The sequence below is a fragment of the Nonomuraea sp. NPDC054003 genome, assembly GCF_055585125.1.
Map to the genome: position 1 here is coordinate 115016 of NZ_JBVJKR010000003.1, position 16066 is coordinate 131081.

Annotated in this window: 15 protein-coding genes; 10 read left to right on the forward strand and 5 right to left on the reverse strand. The window is 72.1% G+C overall.

What is annotated here, in order from left to right; genetic code table 11:
• Positions 1–95: 95 nt before the first annotated feature.
• Both ACZ6YG_RS08135 and ACZ6YG_RS08140 read left to right on the forward strand, forming a co-directional pair.
• Positions 96–698, forward strand: a complete 603-nt coding sequence (locus tag ACZ6YG_RS08135; RefSeq protein WP_148033627.1) for a GNAT family N-acetyltransferase — start codon at positions 96–98, stop codon at positions 696–698.
• 185 nt (positions 699–883) lie between these two features.
• Positions 884–1564 carry a copper homeostasis protein CutC gene (locus tag ACZ6YG_RS08140; RefSeq protein WP_466017527.1) on the forward strand — a complete coding sequence of 227 codons (681 nt, stop codon included), beginning with the start codon at positions 884–886 and terminating at the stop codon, positions 1562–1564.
• Positions 1565–1568: 4 nt separating this feature from the next.
• Here ACZ6YG_RS08140 and ACZ6YG_RS08145 read toward each other — a convergent pair whose 3' ends face one another.
• Positions 1569–2723, reverse strand: a complete 1155-nt coding sequence (locus tag ACZ6YG_RS08145; protein WP_466017528.1) for a DUF6986 family protein — start codon at positions 2721–2723, stop codon at positions 1569–1571.
• Between the two features lie 9 nt (positions 2724–2732).
• Positions 2733–4034 carry an FAD-dependent oxidoreductase gene (locus ACZ6YG_RS08150; protein WP_261808769.1) on the reverse strand — a complete coding sequence of 434 codons (1302 nt, stop codon included), beginning with the start codon at positions 4032–4034 and terminating at the stop codon, positions 2733–2735.
• Between the two features lie 246 nt (positions 4035–4280).
• On the opposite strand from ACZ6YG_RS08150, the gene ACZ6YG_RS08155 reads away from it, so the two are divergent.
• The 4 genes from ACZ6YG_RS08155 (at position 4281) to ACZ6YG_RS08170 (ending at position 8160) form a co-directional block, all read left to right on the forward strand.
• Entirely contained in the window at positions 4281–4733 is a 453-nt protein-coding gene (locus tag ACZ6YG_RS08155; RefSeq protein WP_261808768.1) for a hypothetical protein, read from the forward strand.
• Between the two features lie 103 nt (positions 4734–4836).
• Entirely contained in the window at positions 4837–5490 is a 654-nt protein-coding gene (locus ACZ6YG_RS08160; RefSeq protein WP_466017529.1) for a hypothetical protein, read from the forward strand.
• Positions 5491–5560: 70 nt separating this feature from the next.
• Positions 5561–7306, forward strand: a complete 1746-nt coding sequence (locus ACZ6YG_RS08165; protein WP_466017530.1) for a proline--tRNA ligase — start codon at positions 5561–5563, stop codon at positions 7304–7306.
• A 62-nt stretch (positions 7307–7368) separates the two neighbouring features.
• On the forward strand, positions 7369–8160 hold the full coding sequence (locus ACZ6YG_RS08170; RefSeq protein ID WP_219544227.1) for a class I SAM-dependent DNA methyltransferase: 792 nt from the start codon (positions 7369–7371) through the stop codon (positions 8158–8160).
• A gap of 68 nt (positions 8161–8228) precedes the next feature.
• On the opposite strand, the gene ACZ6YG_RS08175 is transcribed toward ACZ6YG_RS08170, so the two are convergent.
• The 3 genes from ACZ6YG_RS08175 to ACZ6YG_RS08185 all read right to left on the reverse strand — a co-directional run bounded on the left by ACZ6YG_RS08175 (position 8229) and on the right by ACZ6YG_RS08185 (position 10787).
• On the reverse strand, positions 8229–8873 hold the full coding sequence (locus ACZ6YG_RS08175) for a DUF998 domain-containing protein (protein ID WP_466017531.1): 645 nt from the start codon (positions 8871–8873) through the stop codon (positions 8229–8231).
• A 191-nt stretch (positions 8874–9064) separates the two neighbouring features.
• Positions 9065–9691, reverse strand: a complete 627-nt coding sequence (locus ACZ6YG_RS08180) for a PadR family transcriptional regulator (protein WP_466017532.1) — start codon at positions 9689–9691, stop codon at positions 9065–9067.
• Between the two features lie 97 nt (positions 9692–9788).
• The gene (locus ACZ6YG_RS08185) at positions 9789–10787 is read right to left on the reverse strand and encodes a DUF4439 domain-containing protein (protein ID WP_466017533.1); all 999 of its coding nucleotides are present in this window, start codon (positions 10785–10787) and stop codon (positions 9789–9791) included.
• A gap of 230 nt (positions 10788–11017) precedes the next feature.
• On the opposite strand from ACZ6YG_RS08185, the gene rimP reads away from it, so the two are divergent.
• From rimP to infB, 4 genes are all read left to right on the forward strand, one after another.
• Positions 11018–11503 carry a ribosome maturation factor RimP gene (gene rimP / locus ACZ6YG_RS08190; RefSeq protein WP_466017534.1) on the forward strand — a complete coding sequence of 162 codons (486 nt, stop codon included), beginning with the start codon at positions 11018–11020 and terminating at the stop codon, positions 11501–11503.
• A gap of 22 nt (positions 11504–11525) precedes the next feature.
• Entirely contained in the window at positions 11526–12518 is a 993-nt protein-coding gene (nusA, locus tag ACZ6YG_RS08195) for a transcription termination factor NusA (RefSeq protein ID WP_148034851.1), read from the forward strand.
• Positions 12502–12813, forward strand: coding sequence for a YlxR family protein (locus ACZ6YG_RS08200; RefSeq protein ID WP_219544224.1), 312 nt, complete (start codon positions 12502–12504; stop codon positions 12811–12813). The genes nusA and ACZ6YG_RS08200 overlap by 17 nt, the downstream gene beginning before the upstream one ends.
• A 113-nt stretch (positions 12814–12926) precedes the next feature.
• A complete protein-coding gene (infB, locus tag ACZ6YG_RS08205; protein ID WP_466017535.1) occupies positions 12927–16040 on the forward strand; it encodes a translation initiation factor IF-2 in 3114 nt (1037 codons plus the stop codon).
• The last annotated feature ends 26 nt before the right edge of the window (positions 16041–16066 follow it).

Consider the following 16066-nt stretch of genomic DNA (forward strand, 5'->3'; position numbering starts at 1 on the left):
TATATCGGGCCATAGGCCACCATTTGGGATTCGTATCCCATCCATCGATCACTTTGCGTATTCGTACGCGCGCGTATCGCAATGAAAGGTGAATCATGCGCACGAACACCCTCCTGCACCCGCTCACCCTCCGGCGGGCGGAGCCCGTCGACCTCCGGGGGGTTCTCGACCTCCTCGCCGACACGGCCGGCTGGCTGCACTCGCGGGGCGTCCGCCAGTGGCCCCGCGAAGGATTCGGCCCGGACCGTATCCTGCCGTTGATCGAGGAGCGCGTGCTGTTCCTGCTCGACGACGAGCTGCGCGCGCTCGACCCCGACGGGCCGGCGCCGCTCGTCGCCACCATCGCCCTCGACGGGCACGCCGATCCGGAGTTCTGGACCGAGGCCGACGACCCCGGCGCCGCCCTGTACGTGCACAAGCTCGCCGTGGCGCGGCCCTGGTCGGGGAGCGGCCTGGGAGACGCCCTGCTGGACTGGGCGGGCGCCACCGCGTACGGGTCGGGACTGCCGTGGCTGCGGCTGGACTGCGCCAAGCGCAACGAAGGGCTCCAGAGCTACTACCGGCGCCGCGGCTTCCGTCACGTGCGCACGGTGGACCTGCCGCATCGCGCGTCGGGCGCGCTGTTCCAGCGCAGGGCCGCCGACCCGGCGATCACGGCCTTCCGCGACCTCACGGCGCCGGAACTGATCGTCGCCTGACTCCGGATCCGTTCCGCGTGGCCGGCGATGTTCACGTTCACAGCATGGCCGGTCCGGCCGGTGGCTGACAGGGAGTGCGGGCCGTCGCCCGCGCTCCCCGGGTGTCCGGCGCATGCCGGCCCGCCAGGAGGATTTCCCCACCTCGGCGGGCAAATCAGGGCAGAGCTGCCTATACCCTCTCCAGCATGACGGGATCCCTGCTGGAGGTCATCGCGCTCGGCGTGCGTGACGCCGTGGCGGCTGAACAAGGTGGCGCCGACCGCCTGGAGGTCGTCACCGGGATGGCGGAGGGCGGGCTCACTCCGGCGCCCGAGACGGTCGCGGCCATCGCAGCCGAGTGCCCGCTGCCGCAGATGGTGATGCTCCGCTGCGACGGCGGGTTCGTCGCGGACGGCGACGTGCTGGAAAGGCTGCGCGCCGACGCCCGCGAGCTGGCGCAGGCGGGCGCGGCCGGGTTCGTCTTCGGGTTCCTGGACGAGGCGGGAGCCGTGGACCTGGCGGCCACCGAGGCGCTCATCCACGCGGTGTCCCCGCTGCCCTGGACGTTCCACCGGGCGGTCGACCACGCGGCCGACACACAGGCCTCCTGGCGGGCCGTCCGCCTGCTGCCCAACCTCGCCACGGTGCTGACGGCGGGCTCGCCGCACGGCGTGGGGGACGGGCTGCCCGTGCTCAAGGGCCGCGCCGACGCCGGCGACGGCTCCATCATCATGGCCGGCGGCGGTCTCAGGCCCCGGCACGTGGCGGACCTGCTGGACTACGGCGTACGCGCCTTCCACGTCGGCTCGGCGGTCCGGCGGAGCTGGACGGACCCGGTGGACGCGCAGCTGGTCCGCCGCTGGCGCTCGCTCGTCGAACGCGACTAGCCGGTCAGGGCAGGGCCGCGTCGGCCCGGCGCAGGGCCGCCACCAGCGTCTTGACGGTCGCCGGCTCGTCCATCACGCCGCCCCCGGCCGCGCGCCGCTCCTCCCAGGCGCGCACCCGCTCCCGGTAGGCGTCGTAACGCGCCAGATGGAAGGCGTAGACGGTGGCGAACCGGCTCACCAGATGCGACGGATGCATGTCCCACCCCTGGTGGAACCCGTGCGCCAGGGAGTGACGCACCAGTGCCGCGTGCCGCCGCCACAGCGCCCGCACGTCGGCGGCCGAGCCGGAGGCGGGGGAGGCGGCCAGCGAACCGTCCGACAGCTCCACCCCGGTGCCCGCGAACGCCGTCTGCGTCACGTGCCGCGCGTGGTCGCAGGCCGGATGGTCGAGCCGCTGCTCGTGCGGCGGCAGCCCGAGCGCGGCGGTGTAGTCGAACACCCCGAAGTGCGCCGCCGACAGCCGCCCGCCCAGCTCGCCGGCCAGCTCGGCGCGCAGGAACCGCACGGTCTGCGGCGCCTCCACCTGGATCTCGAACCGCAGCGGGGAGAGCCCCAGCGCCCGCTCCAGCCGCTCCAGGAACGCGACGAACTGCCCGAGGTACGCCTCCATCAGCACCTTGGGGAAGGTCACCACGAAACCGTCCGGCAGCTCGCCGAGCCGCTCGACGATCCCGGTGACGAACCCGTCGAGCGTCCGCACGGACCGCTCCGGGTCCCCGTCGGCGAACGACTTCACCCGAGGCCCCCACCGGCGCGGCAGCGTGCCCGCCGCGCGCATCGCGGCCAGCGCCTCGACCGCCTGCTCGACGTGGCCGTCCTCCTCGTCCGGGCGCACGCCGTACCCGTCCTCGAAGTCCACCCGCAGGTCCTCGACCGGCTCGCCGGCGAGCTTGCGCAGCATCCGATCGTGCACGGCGGCCGACAGCTCCGCCGGCACGTCGAACACCTCGGCCAGCTCGGCGGGCGTGGCCAGGTGCGCCTTGGCCAGCGCCAGCGCCTCGTCGCCCCACGCCGCCACGGTGCCGGCGCCGAACCGGTCGGCGGGCACGTACACGGTGTGCACGGGCTGCCAGCCGGGCTCGGCCGCGGGGTAGCGCTCCTGCTGCAGCCGGTAGACCTCGGGGAAGCCGGGCACGCCTGACGGGACGGTGGTACGCATGCGTTCCTCTCAGGGACGGCAGGCCCGCAGCATCGCCTCCAGGCCGGTCAGCTTGACCCGCTCGCCGCGGCCCAGCGACTTGGCCAGCTCGGCCTCGGCCGACTCGATCGCCAGCCATTCCTCGTACGTCACCGGGTGCACCCCGCGCTCGGACAGCAGCGCGTCGAGCGGCCTGAGGTCGCGCGGCGCCTGCCCCGAGAGGTCGGACAGCAACGTGCGGACGGTCTCGGCGGCGTCGGACTTGTTCGTGCCGATCACGCCGGTCGGGCCGCGCTTGAGCCAGCCGGCGACGTACTCGCGCTCGCGCACCCGCCCCGCCGCGTTCGGCACGGTCATCGTCTTCTCCGAGAACGGCACCCCGGGCAGCGGGACGCTCTGGTAGCCGACCGAGCGCAGCACCATGCCGACCGGCAGCGTCTCGTACTCGCCGGTGCCGACCACGCGGCCCTCCGGCGACAGGATCGTGCGCTCCAGCTTGAGCCCCTCGACCCGCTCGGTGCCCAGGATCTCCACCGGACGCAGCCAGAACCGCACGTCCAGGCGGCGCGGCCGGCCGGCCGGGCTGCGCTCCGACCACGAGCGCAGCACCTCGATGTTGCCCCGGATCTGGCGGGGGAAGTCGGCGCCGAGCACGACGGCCTCATCGGGGCGCACGCACACGTCGGCGTTGGCGAGCTCGCCCAGCTCGCGCAGCTCCTTCAGGGTGAACTTGGCGTGCTCGGGCCCGCGGCGGCCGATCATGTGGATGGCCTTGACCTGGCTGCTCTCCAGCCGCTCCAGCACCTCGTGGGGCACGTCGGTGGCGCTCAGCTCCTCGGAGGTCTTGGCCAGGATCCGCACCACGTCGACGGCCACGTTGCCGACGCCGATCACCGCCACCTCGGGGCTGTCGAGCGTGAACCGCGACGGGTCCACGTCGGGATGGCCGCAGTACCAGTTCACGAAGTCGGTGGCGGCGACACTGCCCGGCAGGTCCTCGCCGGGGATGCCCAGCCGCCGGTCCACCATCGCGCCGGTGCAGTAGACGACCGCGTCGTAGCAGGCCAGCAGGTCCTCGACGGTCACGTGCTCGCCCAGCGTGACGCCGCCGAGGAAGCGCACCTCGGGCTGCTCCAGCACCTTGCGCAGGTAGTTGGCGATCGACTTGATCGACGTGTGGTCGGGCGCGACGCCGTACCTGACCAGGCCGTACGGGGTCGGCAGCCGTTCGAGGACGTCCACCTCCACGGCTCCGCCGGACTGCTTGATCAAGGCCTCCGCCGTGTAGATCCCAGCAGGACCGGATCCGATGACCGCCACGCGCAACGTCACGCTGCCTCCCTCGTTCCGGAGATTGTGTACCAGTGGGCACACGCCCCACCAGGTGCAACCTGCCGGTGTGATCGATTTATCCCCGATCGTCCGTACGGATGAACCCCCGCCCTTCGTGCATACCGCCCGAACGTGACGTCTGTCGATATCCGCCTATCTCGGCCTATGTCCGCAGCCGCCCGGCCCCGCACTTCTGACCCACCCGCCCCTTGCGGAAACGCGTCCACGCCGATCACAGTGTTGCTCGTGAGGCGAAAGCACGCGCTGCGACGGACGAAGGACGGCACGCCGCCCGCCGCGGCCGACCTGCCGGCCGGCGGCGCGGTGCACTACGAGGCGTTCGGCCGGGTCATGGCCGCGCTCGCGACCGAGGCCGACTTCATCGAATCCTGCCGCGACCTGACCTGGTGGCGCGGCGCCGACCCGAGCTGGCACGTCGAGTGGCGCGACGGCCCGTTCGCCGCCGAGGTGGCGGCCCTGCTCTCCGACCGCATGCCCGGCCTGGTCACGACGGGCACGAGCGGCGACTCCTGCGCCGTGCTCGACGTCATGGGCGTCCGCTTCGAGCTGCGCGCCATCGACCCGATGGGCCGGGCACGAGTGCGCGCCCGCCCCGGCCTCTGGCGCCTGGCCGAGGCGCTCGACACCACCCGCCGCACCAACACCCGCCATCCGTGGGAAGAACTCCTGGGCGGCTGACGTTACTTCCGGTTAACCGAAATTTGCCTTTCTTGTACGGTCACATAATGTGGAACTGGTCGTCCGCGGCGTCTGCCTGAGGAGGGATGACCTGAGTATTGAGATGAAGACAAGCACGATCGACCACGACTACTTTCTCGAATTCGACCGTCGTCAGCGACGCATCGAGATCCACTTGGTGGTGGCCTTCTTCGCCGGACTGGCCGTCGGCCTCGTCGGCATGCTCGGCGCCGGCCGGATCCCCGGTTGGGCGGGCCAGGTCTACGACCCCTACGCCTATCTGGCCCTGACGGTCGCCGTCGGCGCCACCGCCTCCGGCTTCGGCTGGGCGCTGCTGACCACGTTCCTGGCCGCGGTGTCGACCGTGGTGGCCACCATGGGCGGCGGCGCCCTGCGCGGAGATCTCGACGTCACCCTTCTCGGCGGCACGCCGGCCGGGCTGCACTGGACGTTCGCCCTGCTCGTCGGGCTCGGGCTGCTGGCCTACGCGACCCGCAGGGACGACCGGTGGGGCGATCTCGCGGCCGGGGTGATCGGCGCCGCCGTGGTGACCGACGTCGTGGACCGGGCGACGCCCGGGTTCATCGCCGCCGAGCCGTACTTCTGGCCGTTGCCCGCCCTGCCGGTGGGGGCCCTGGCGGCCGCCGCCGTGCTCCTGCTGCGCCGCACGGGGCCGGCCAGGGCGCGCGCTCTCGCGCTGGCCGCCGTCATCGCCGGGCTGTTCGCCATGGGGCTGACCGTCCTGCCCGGGGGATAAGCCCGCGCGTACGCCTCCTCGGAATCGATAGCCTGTAATCCTTCAAGCCGGTTTCGAGCAAGGAGTAGCCGTGTTGCTGCGCATGTCGTCGTTGTTTCTTCGCACCCTGCGGGACGACCCGGCAGACGCGGAAGTGCCGAGCCACAAGCTCCTCGTTCGCGCCGGATACGTCCGCCGGGTAGCGCCCGGAATCTACTCGTGGCTGCCCCTCGGCAAGATGGTGCTGGAGAACATCGCCCGCGTCGTCCGCGAGGAGATGAACCGGATGGGCGCCCAGGAGGTGCTCTTCCCCGCGCTGCTGCCCCGCGAATACTACGAGGCCACCGGCCGCTGGACCGAGTACGGCGACACGCTCTTCCGGCTGCACGACCGCAAGGGCGCCGACTACCTGCTCGGGCCCACCCACGAGGAGCTCTTCACCGACATGGTCAAGGGCGAATACTCCTCCTACAAGGACTACCCGGTCACGCTCTACCAGATCCAGACCAAATACCGCGACGAGGCCAGGCCCCGGGCGGGCATCCTGCGCGGCCGCGAGTTCCTCATGAAGGACTCCTACTCCTTCGACCTCGACGACGACGGACTCAAGCACTCCTACGAGCAGCACCGCGAGACCTACATCCGCACCTTCGACCGGCTCGGCATCCGCTACAAGATCGTGTTCGCCACGTCGGGCGCGATGGGCGGGTCGGCCTCGGAGGAGTTCCTGGCGCCCACGCCCACCGGCGAGGACACGTTCGTGGCCTGCCACTCGTGCGGCTACGCGGCCAACGCCGAGGCCGTCACCACTCCCGCGCCGCCCGCCCGCGCCCTCGACGGGCTGCCCGCCCTGCGCGTCATGGACACCCCCGACACCCCGACCATCGAGTCGCTGGTCTCGCACGTCAACGAGCACCACGGTCTGTCGATCACCGCCGCCGAGACGCTCAAGAACGTCGTCGTCAAGGTGTCCACGCCCGGCTCCGACAAGGTCGAGACCCTGGTCATCGGCGTGCCCGGCGACCGCGAGGTCGACTTCAAGCGACTGGAGGCCGCGCTCGCCCCCGGCGAGCCCGCCATCTTCGAGGCCGACGACTTCGCCAGGCACCCCGGCCTGGTCCGCGGCTACATCGGTCCGCAGGTGCTGCGCGAGCTCGGCATCCGCTACCTCGTCGACCCCCGGGTCGTCACAGGCACCGCCTGGGTGACCGGCGCCAACGAGCCGGGCAAGCACGCCGCCGACGTCGTCGCGGGCCGCGACTTCGAGCCCGACGGCACCGTCGAGGCGGCCGAGGTGCGCGCCGGCGACCCCTGCCCCCGCTGCGGCTCGGCGCTCTCCATCGACCGGGGCATCGAGATCGGCCACATCTTCCAGCTCGGCCGCAAGTACGCCGACGCCGCCGGGCTCGACGCGCTCGGCCCCGACGGCAAGCCGGTCCGCGTCACCATGGGCTCCTACGGCATCGGCGTCTCCCGCGCGGTGGCGGTCATAGCCGAGCAGGCCCACGACGAGCTCGGCCTGGTCTGGCCGCGCGAGGTCGCCCCCGCCGACGTGCACATCGTCGGCACCGGCAAGGACCGCCAGGTCGAGGCCGCCCTGGAGCTGGCCGCTGAGCTGGAGTCGCGCGGCCTGCGGGTGCTCGTCGACGACCGGCTCCAGGTGTCGCCCGGCGTCAAGTTCAAGGACGCCGAGCTGCTGGGCGTCCCGACGATCGTGGTGATCGGCCGCGGCCTGGCCCAGGGTGTGGCCGAGCTGCGCGACCGGGTGACCGGCGAGAAGCAGGAGATCCCACTCGCGGAGGCCGCCGACCGGGTCGTCGCCGCCTGCGCATCCTGACAATCCCGGCGAAACACCGCCCCGGTTTGACGGGGCGGTGGGGGGCTGTAAGTCTCGACCCGGTGAAGCCACACGTCGAACTGAAAGACTTCTGGGAGCGACGCCTGCAGTCCGACTGGACCGAGAGCGGCGTCGGCTACAAGGCCCTCGGCAGGGCGTTCAACATCTGGATGTACCGAGTCCGCGCCGAGGGCTTCCGCCGCGAGGTCGCCGCCCTGGGTCTCGACCTGCCCAAGTCCCGGGTCCTCGACATCGGGTCGGGCACCGGCTTCTACGTCCGCCAGTGGCGGGCGCTGGGTGCCGAGTCCATCACGGGCAGCGACCTCACCGAGGCGGCCGTCGACCGCCTGCGCGGCCGCTTCCCCCGCGACGCGTTCCTGCGGCTCGACATCGCCGACCCCGGCGACGCACTCGAAGACGCCTCCTACGACGTCGTGTCGGCGATGGACATGCTCTTCCACATCACCGACGACACGCGCTACCGCGCCGCCCTGACCAACATCGGCAGGGCGGTCAAGCCCGGCGGCGTCTTCGTGCTGTCGGAGAACTTCCTGCACCGGCCCGAGCAGCGCTCCGACTACCAGGTCAACCACACGCTGCCGTGGATCACCGCGGCCCTCGACGAGGCCGGGTTCGAGGTGCTGCGCCGCGTCCCCATGCTCGTCCTGATGAACGCCCAGGTGGACGCCAACCCCGTCTGGCGCAAGCTGTGGGGCGGCTTCCTGCGCGCGGTCACGCTGACCGAGATCACGGGCTGGCTGGCCGGCGCCCTGCTGCATCCGCTCGAACGCCGCCTGGTCCGGGTGCTCCGCGAGAGCCCGACCACCGAGCTCATGATCTGCCGCCGCCGCTGACCTCTTCGGGAGGGTCGCCGCCTCGCCCGGAAGCGAGGCGGCGACGCGTCAGCGCTCGCGGGCGGTCCTCATGCCCGCCTCCTGAAGGCCAGCACGCCCATGGCCGCGAACCAGGCGTGCACCTCGACGATCCCCAGCCGCTGCACCAGCCCGGCCACCCCCTGCTCGGCCCCGTCGGCCGTGGGCTGGAAGGTCAGGAAGAACAGCACGAGCAGCACCAGCGTCAGCGGGCTGCCCACGAGCAGCCACGTGCCGAACCGGCGCAGGCCGGGCATCCGGCGGAAGTACCTCCCCGCCACCAGGAAGCCGATCACCGGCGTGCCGATGGCCAGCAGGTAGCCGAGCGTGTGCGGCATCATCTCCTCAAGGGTGAAGATCCCGCAGAGGATCTGGCCCACGCCGCTCAGCCCGAGCAGCACCACGCAGGCCAGACGGCCGGGCCCCGCGAAAATGCGGAAGACGCCGGCCACACCGGCGACCAGCATCAGCCCGGTGACGACGAACGCGGTGTTCATGAAGGGCCCGGTGACGCCCATGCCGAGCCCGCTGACGGGCTGGCTGATGGGCGAGTATCCGGTGAACCGGTGGCCGAAGAGCGTGTAGCCCGGGCTGACCAGGCCGAGCACGACCCAGGACAGCGCGAACAGCGCGGGCCCGGCGACGGCCCCCAGGGCCATCCATCGAGCGGTTAACGGGTAAGCGGGACGGAACATGACAGAACTCCTCCAGTGATCGACGTGCCCCACGGGGAGGAATCCCGGTTACCCTTGCGGTTGCCGACCTCGTGCACCGGGTTCCGTTCCCGCGGGATCTGCATACGAGGCCGACCCCGGTCGCGGTGTTCCCGCACCGCACCGGGGTCCTGCCCCTCGGGCCTGCCGTGGCGGCAGTCCGTTGAGCGGGGTCAGCCCGGCGGACCACCCCCGTCGGCGCTCCAGGCGGCATGCGCCCGCGCCCACTGAGGGCCCCAGCCGGTCTCGGGGTCCGTGATCCGCCGGACGAACCGTTCGACGAACGCCGTCTCGGCCTCCAGGAGCGCGAGCCGATACTCCTCCTCGACGACGAACAGCTCCGGCATGCCCGCGCCCACCGTGTCCTCGATCAGGGCGGTGATCTCCGCGCGCTGCGCGGCGAGCCGTTCCAGCCGCCTGCGCAGCAGCTCCACGACCTGGTCCGGCGGCAGCGCCCCGATCAGCGACAGCGCGGCCACGAACCCCGGATACTCGTGCTTCGGCTGCTCCACCAGCTCGCTGAGCCAGTCACGCAGCTCCCGCCGCCCTTCGTCGGTGAGCCCGTACACGGTCCGCTCCGGCAACTGTCCCTGCCGGCTCGTGCCGACCTCGACGATGAGCCCGGCGCGGGCCAGCTGACCGACGACCATGTAGAGCGAGCCGTGGTTGTACTTGATGCTGCGGGCGTCCCCGTGCTCGCGCAGGGTCCGGCCGAGCTCGTACGGGTGCATGGGACGCCGGCTCAGGTAGGACAGGACGGCCAGCGCCAGCAGGTTTCCCACTTTGCGCTTCCCCGCCATCACGCCTCCTGTAGTCAGGATCAACTATCCGGCGTCGGCTAGTCGATGTCAACTACTTCGCGGAGCGCTCCAAGGGAGCGGACTACGCTGCCGAAGGTCAGCCGCCGGGAGTCGGGGTGGCGGACGGGGCGGGAGCGGCGGGCGCGGACATGCCCGGGAAGGCCGTGGTGACGCCCCGGTGGAACGAGTGGGCCCGGACCACCGCCTCCTGCACGGCCACCGCCGCGTAGCGCCGCAGCGCGGTGTCCTTGGCCGCCACCAGCTCCAGATAGGACGCGGTGAGCCCGGTCTCGACGTGGGCCGCGAGCCGGGAGGCCGCCGCAGCGCTCGACGGGACGGACGGCAGCGCGTAGGAGGCCTGGGCCTCGCTGGGCTGCCCGCCGCGGGCGGTGATGAGGCGGCGCAACTGGTCGCGGCGGTCGCGGTGCGCGTCGAAGGCGCGGGTGAGGCGGGTGCGCAGGGAGCCGGTGGTGCGGGCGCCCATCAGGCCGTACGCGAAGACCGCGGCGTGCTCGGCCGAGAGCGCCTTGCGGAGCTTCTCGACGTCTCCAGGATCGCCGTGGGCGCCGGCGGCAGGCGGCCGGGGCGGCTTGACGACGGAGGCGGCGTGCAGGGCCTCGCAGGCGCCGATGCTCGCCACCAGCTGGGCCAGGGCGGGCGCCACACCCGCGAGCTGGGCGGGCCGCCGCGTCGCCGCCTCGCGCTCCAGCGCCCGCAGCCGCGACAGCGTCATCTTGGGCGCGGCCGTGGTGGTGGGGGAGACCGACGCCGTGGCCGACGCCGTGGCCGACGGGCTGGCGGCCGGGCTGGGGGACTGCGCGGGAGGCCGGGCGGTCAGCCCGGGGAAGCGCCGCCGCAGCTCGGCCAGGTGGGCGAGGTGGCGGTCGCGATAGGCGGTGAGCTTGCCGCCGTCGGCGATCAGCGCCGAGTAGAGCGCGATCGTCCGCTCCTTGTCGGCGATGAGGACGCGGGCCAGCGCCTGCTCGGGGGTGTCGCGTACCGGCTGGGGGTCGGGCGGCGCGCTGCAGCCCGCGAGCAACGCCACGACGGCCCCGCCCGCCAGCAGGGCTCGCCTGGAGAGGTGAGGCTGGCGCACGAGCAGGACCTTTCACTGTTGCGGACCGCAGAGAGCATCGTACGGGCTGGCACCCCCGCACGCGGTCAGGCGCGGCGTGTGCGGGGATCACGGTGAGCGGGGTGAGTGACGCTCTGCGCAGGCCGCCGAACAGATAGGGTGTCAACTGTCGTCGCTGGCCGAGCGGGCCGGCGACGCTGAGCCAGTGGCGAGGTCCGCCCGGCTGTGACTCGACAATAGGGGAGGTCGATATGGGCAGCGCGTCACCCCGCGACCACCTGATGAAGCTCCTGGAGCCCGTGGTCGTCGCTGAGGGCCTCGACCTGGAGGACGTGACGGTCACCAAGGCCGGCAAGCGGCGGCTGCTCCGTGTGGTCGTCGACCGTGACGGCGGCGTGAGCCTCGACGACGTGGCCGACGTGAGCCAGGCCGTCTCGGCGGCCCTCGACGAGGACGACGCGATGGGCGCCGCTCCCTACACGCTCGAGGTGTCCTCGCCCGGGGTCGACCGTCCGCTGACCGAGCCGCGCCACTGGAGGCGCGCCGCCAAGCGGCTGGTCAAGGCGGAGATGCGAGACGGCGGCCTCATCGAGGGCAGGGTGTTGTCAGCCGACGACGCCGGAGTCGACCTCGAGGTCGACGGCGCCGCTCGCAGGCTCGACTATCAAGACCTGGCCCGCGGGCGGGTGCAGGTGGAGTTTCGCCGCATCGACGACGTCGACGGCGACGAGGGCTAGGGGGAGCCTCGTGGACATCGACATGAGCGTCCTGCGCAGCCTGGAGCGGGAGAAGGACATCTCCTTCGACCTGGTCGTCAAGGCCATCGAAGACGCGCTGCTGATCGCCTACTTCCGCACCGAGGGAGCCGGCGCCAAGGCGCGCGCCGAGCTCGACAAGGCGACCGGCCACGTCACGATCTGGGCGGCCGAGCTCGACGAGGACGGCGAGATCGCGCGCGAGTACGACGACACTCCGGGCAACTTCAGCCGGATCGCGGCCACCACCGCCAAGCAGGTCATCCTGCAGCAGCTGCGCGACGCCGAGGACGAGATCAACTTCGGCGAGTTCGCCAGCCGCGAGGGCGAGCTGGTCTCCGGCGTGATCCAGCAGGGCAAGGATCCGCGGGTGGTGCTGGTCGACCTCGGCAAGATCGAGGCCGTGCTGCCCGCCCACGAGCAGGTGCCGGGCGAGGAATACACCCACGGCGAGCGCATCCGCGCCTACGTGGTGCAGGTGAAGAAGGGCCACAAGGGCCCGTCGGTCACGCTCTCGCGCACCCACCCGGGCCTGGTGAAGAAGCTGTTCGCGCTGGAGGTGCCGGAGATCGCCGACGGCACCGTCGAGATCGCCGCGGTGGCGCGCGAGGCCGGCCACCGCACCAAGATCGCCGTACGGTCGCGCAAGCCCGGCGTCAACGCCAAGGGCGCCTGCATCGGCCCGATGGGCTCGCGGGTGCGCAACGTGATGACCGAGCTGCACGGCGAGAAGATCGACATCATCGACTGGTCCGAGGACCCTGGTGAGTTCGTCGGGAATGCCCTGTCGCCCGCCCGTGTTTCCCATGTCGAGGTTCTCGATCTCGACGGACGGGTGGCCCGGGTCATCGTGCCCGACTACCAGCTCTCGCTGGCCATCGGCAAGGAAGGGCAGAATGCCCGGCTTGCCGCGCGGCTGACAGGCTGGCGGATCGACATCCGTCCCGACACCCAGGCAGAGGATGCCGCCGGTTCCGTAGATGCGTCGACACGGTAATCTGGAATATGGTTGCCACGCGGCCCCACAGCGCACCTGTGTGGGCTGCAGGGTTCGCACGGACAAGTCCGAGCTGCTCCGACTGGTGCTGGTCGAGGACCAGGTGGTCCCCGACCAGCGAGGACAGCTTCCTGGCAGGGGTGCATCGCTGCACCCGTCCATGAACTGTCTGGAGCTCGCCGAGCGTCGCCGGGCGTTCCCGCGCGCGTTTCGCGTGCCGGGGCCGCTCGACGTCTCGCGCGTGCGGGCACACCTGAAGGAGAACCACGAAATGTCATGTAGGACGCCGAGTTGATGGGGCGGAGTCAGATTGCTATGAGCGCCTGATGAGCACGCGGCGATGAAGACGTCAAGGTAGCGACGGTCCGGACGGCACAGCCAGCCTCCCGGGCCGAGTTAGGGAGTGCAGTGGCGAAGGTCCGGGTATACGAGCTCGCTAAGGAGTTCGGCGTAGAGAGCAAGGTCGTCATGGCCAAGCTCCAGGAGATGGGGGAGTTCGTCCGTTCGGCGTCCTCCACCATCGAAGCGCCGGTGGTCCGCAGGCTCACCGAAGCTCTGGGTGCGTCGAAGGGCGCGCCCTCGAGGGGCGGTTCGCCGTCCCGCAAACCGCAGCCGCCGAAGGCTGCCCCCCGGCCGGCGGACAGCCAGGCCGGAAACGGCGCCCCTCAGGCGTCGGTCCCCTCATCACCTCCGCGTCCCGGGCCCAAGCCCGGTCCGCGTCCCGGCCCGGCAGGCGGCACGCCTCGCCCGCCGGTGCCGATGCCTCAGCAGCAGCAGCCACCGCAGCCGCAGCAGCAGCCGCGACAGGAGCCCGAGGCCGCCCGCGGCGAGGCGCCCAGCGCCCCGCAGGCCCGGTTCGACACCGGCCAGCAGCGGCCTACGCCCGGCCCGCGTCCCGGTCCCGCGGCCCGTCCCGGCCCCAAGCCGGGTCCGGCCCCGCGTCCCGGCGCCGGCCGTGAGGGTGGCGGCGCCGCGCAGGCTCCGCGCCCCGGCGGCGCGCCGTCGGACCGCGGCCCGCGTCCCGGCCCCAAGCCGGGCCCGCGCGGCCCGCGTCCAGGCAACAACCCGTTCTCGTCCAACGCGAGCGGCATGGGCCAGGCGCGCCCGCGTCCCGGTGGCAACCGTGACGGGGCGGGCGCGGGCCCGCGCGACCGTCGCGACGGTCCGCCGCGTGACGGCGCCGCTCCGCGCCCGCCGCAGGGTCGCGGCGGCGACAGGCCCACGCCCGGTCCGCGTCCCGGCCCGCCCGGTGCGGCCGGTCCGCGTCCGGGTCCCGGCGCCGGTGGCCCGCGTCCCGGTCCTGGTGCGGGTGGCCCGCGTCCGGGTGGCCCGCGTCCCAACCCGATGATGATGCCGCAGGGCCGTCCGTCCGGCCCCGGTGGCGGCGGTGGCCGTCCCGGTGGTCCCGGCGGCGGCGGTGGCGGCCGTCCGGGTGGCGGTGGCCGTCCGGGTGGCGGTGGCGGTCGTCCCGGTGGCGGCGGCGGTTTCGCCGGTCGCCCGGGTGGCGGCGGTCAGCGCACGGGCACCGGCGGTCCCGGCGGCGGCGGCGGTTTCGCCGGCCGTCCCGGCGGTGGTGGCCGTGGTCGCGGTGGCGGCACGGCGGGCGCCTTCGGGCGTCCCGGTGGCCGTCCGGCCCGTGGCCGCAAGTCCAAGCGCCAGAGGCGCCAGGAGTTCGACAACATGTCGGCACCGGCGATCGGTGGCGTGCAGGTCGCTCGCGGCAACGGCGCGACGATCCGGCTGCCGCGCGGCGCCTCGCTGTCCGACTTCGCCGACCGCATCGGGGCCAACCCCGCCTCGCTGGTGCAGATCATGCTGCACCTCGGCGAGATGGTGACGGCCACGCAGTCGGTCAACGAGGAGACGCTGCAGCTGCTCGGCGCCGAGCTGGACTACAACATCCAGGTCGTCAGCCCCGAGGAGGAGGACCGCGAGCTTCTCGAGGCCTTCGACATCGAGTTCGGCGAGAACGAGGGCGACGAGGCCGACCTGGCCGCGCGGCCGCCGGTCGTGACCGTCATGGGTCACGTCGACCACGGTAAGACCAAGCTGCTCGACGCCATCCGCAAGACCAACACGGCGGCGCGCGAGGCGGGTGGCATCACCCAGCACATCGGCGCCTACCAGGTCACCACCGAGCACGAAGGCCAGGAGCGCAAGGTCACCTTCATCGACACCCCGGGTCACGAGGCGTTCACCGCCATGCGTGCCCGAGGCGCGAAGTCCACGGACATCGCGGTGCTGGTGGTCGCGGCCGACGACGGTGTCAAGCCGCAGACGATCGAGGCGCTCAACCACGCCCAGGCGGCCGACGTGCCGATCGTGGTCGCGGTCAACAAGGTCGACAAGGAGGGCGCCGACCCGAGCAAGGTCAGGGCCCAGCTCACCGAGTACGGCCTGGTGGCCGAGGAGTACGGCGGCTCGACGCTGTTCGTCGACATCTCCGCGCTCAAGGGTCAGGGCATCGAGAACCTCCTCGAGGCCATCCTGCTGACCGCGGACGCCGAGCTCGACCTGCGCGCCAACCCGACGATGGACGCTCAGGGCATCGCGATCGAGGCCTACCTCGACAAGGGCCGCGGCCCGGTGGCGACGGTCCTGGTCCAGCGCGGCACGCTCCGCGTCGGCGACTCGATCGTCTGTGGCGAGGCCTACGGCCGCGTCCGGGCGATGCTCGACGACACCGGCGAGCCGGTGGAGGAGGCCACCCCGTCGCGTCCCGTCCTGGTGATGGGTCTGACGGCGGTGCCGAGCGCGGGTGACAACTTCATCGTGGTCACCGACGACCGGATGGCCCGGCAGATCGCCCAGCAGCGCGCGGCGCGCAAGCGCAGCGCCGACATGGCGAAGTCGAGCCGCCGCCTCACCCTCGAGGAGCTGTTCAGCGACCTCGAGAAGGGCCGCGTCGACGAGCTCAAGCTCATCATCAAGGGTGACGTGTCCGGTTCGGTGGAGGCGCTGGAAGACGCGCTGCTCAAGATCGACGTCGGCGACGAGGTCAGGCTCCGTGTCCTGCACCGCGCCGTCGGTGCGATCACCGAGTACGACGTCAACCTCGCCGTCGCCGACGACAACGCGGTCATCATCGGCTTCAACGTGCGCCCCGAGCCTCGGGCGCGCGACCTGGCCGAGCGCGAGGGCGTCGACATCCGCTACTACTCGATCATCTACCAGGCGATCGAGGAGATCGAGGCGGCGCTCAAGGGCATGCTCAAGCCCGAGTTCGAAGAGGTCCAGATGGGCACGGCGGAGGTCCGCGAGGTCTTCAAGGTGCCGAAGATCGGCAACGTCGCCGGTTCGCTGGTCCGTTCGGGCGTGATCACCCGCAACAGCAAGGCCAGGCTGATCCGCGACGGCGTCGTCATCGCGGACAACCTGACCGTCTCGTCGCTGCGCCGGTTCAAGGATGACGCGACCGAGGTCCGTGAGGGCTTCGAGTGCGGCATCGGCGTCGGCTACAACGACATCAGGATCGACGACGTCATCGAGACGTTCGAGATGCGGGAGAAGCCGCGGGCCTGATCCGTGGCCGGGCGCCCGGCGGGCCA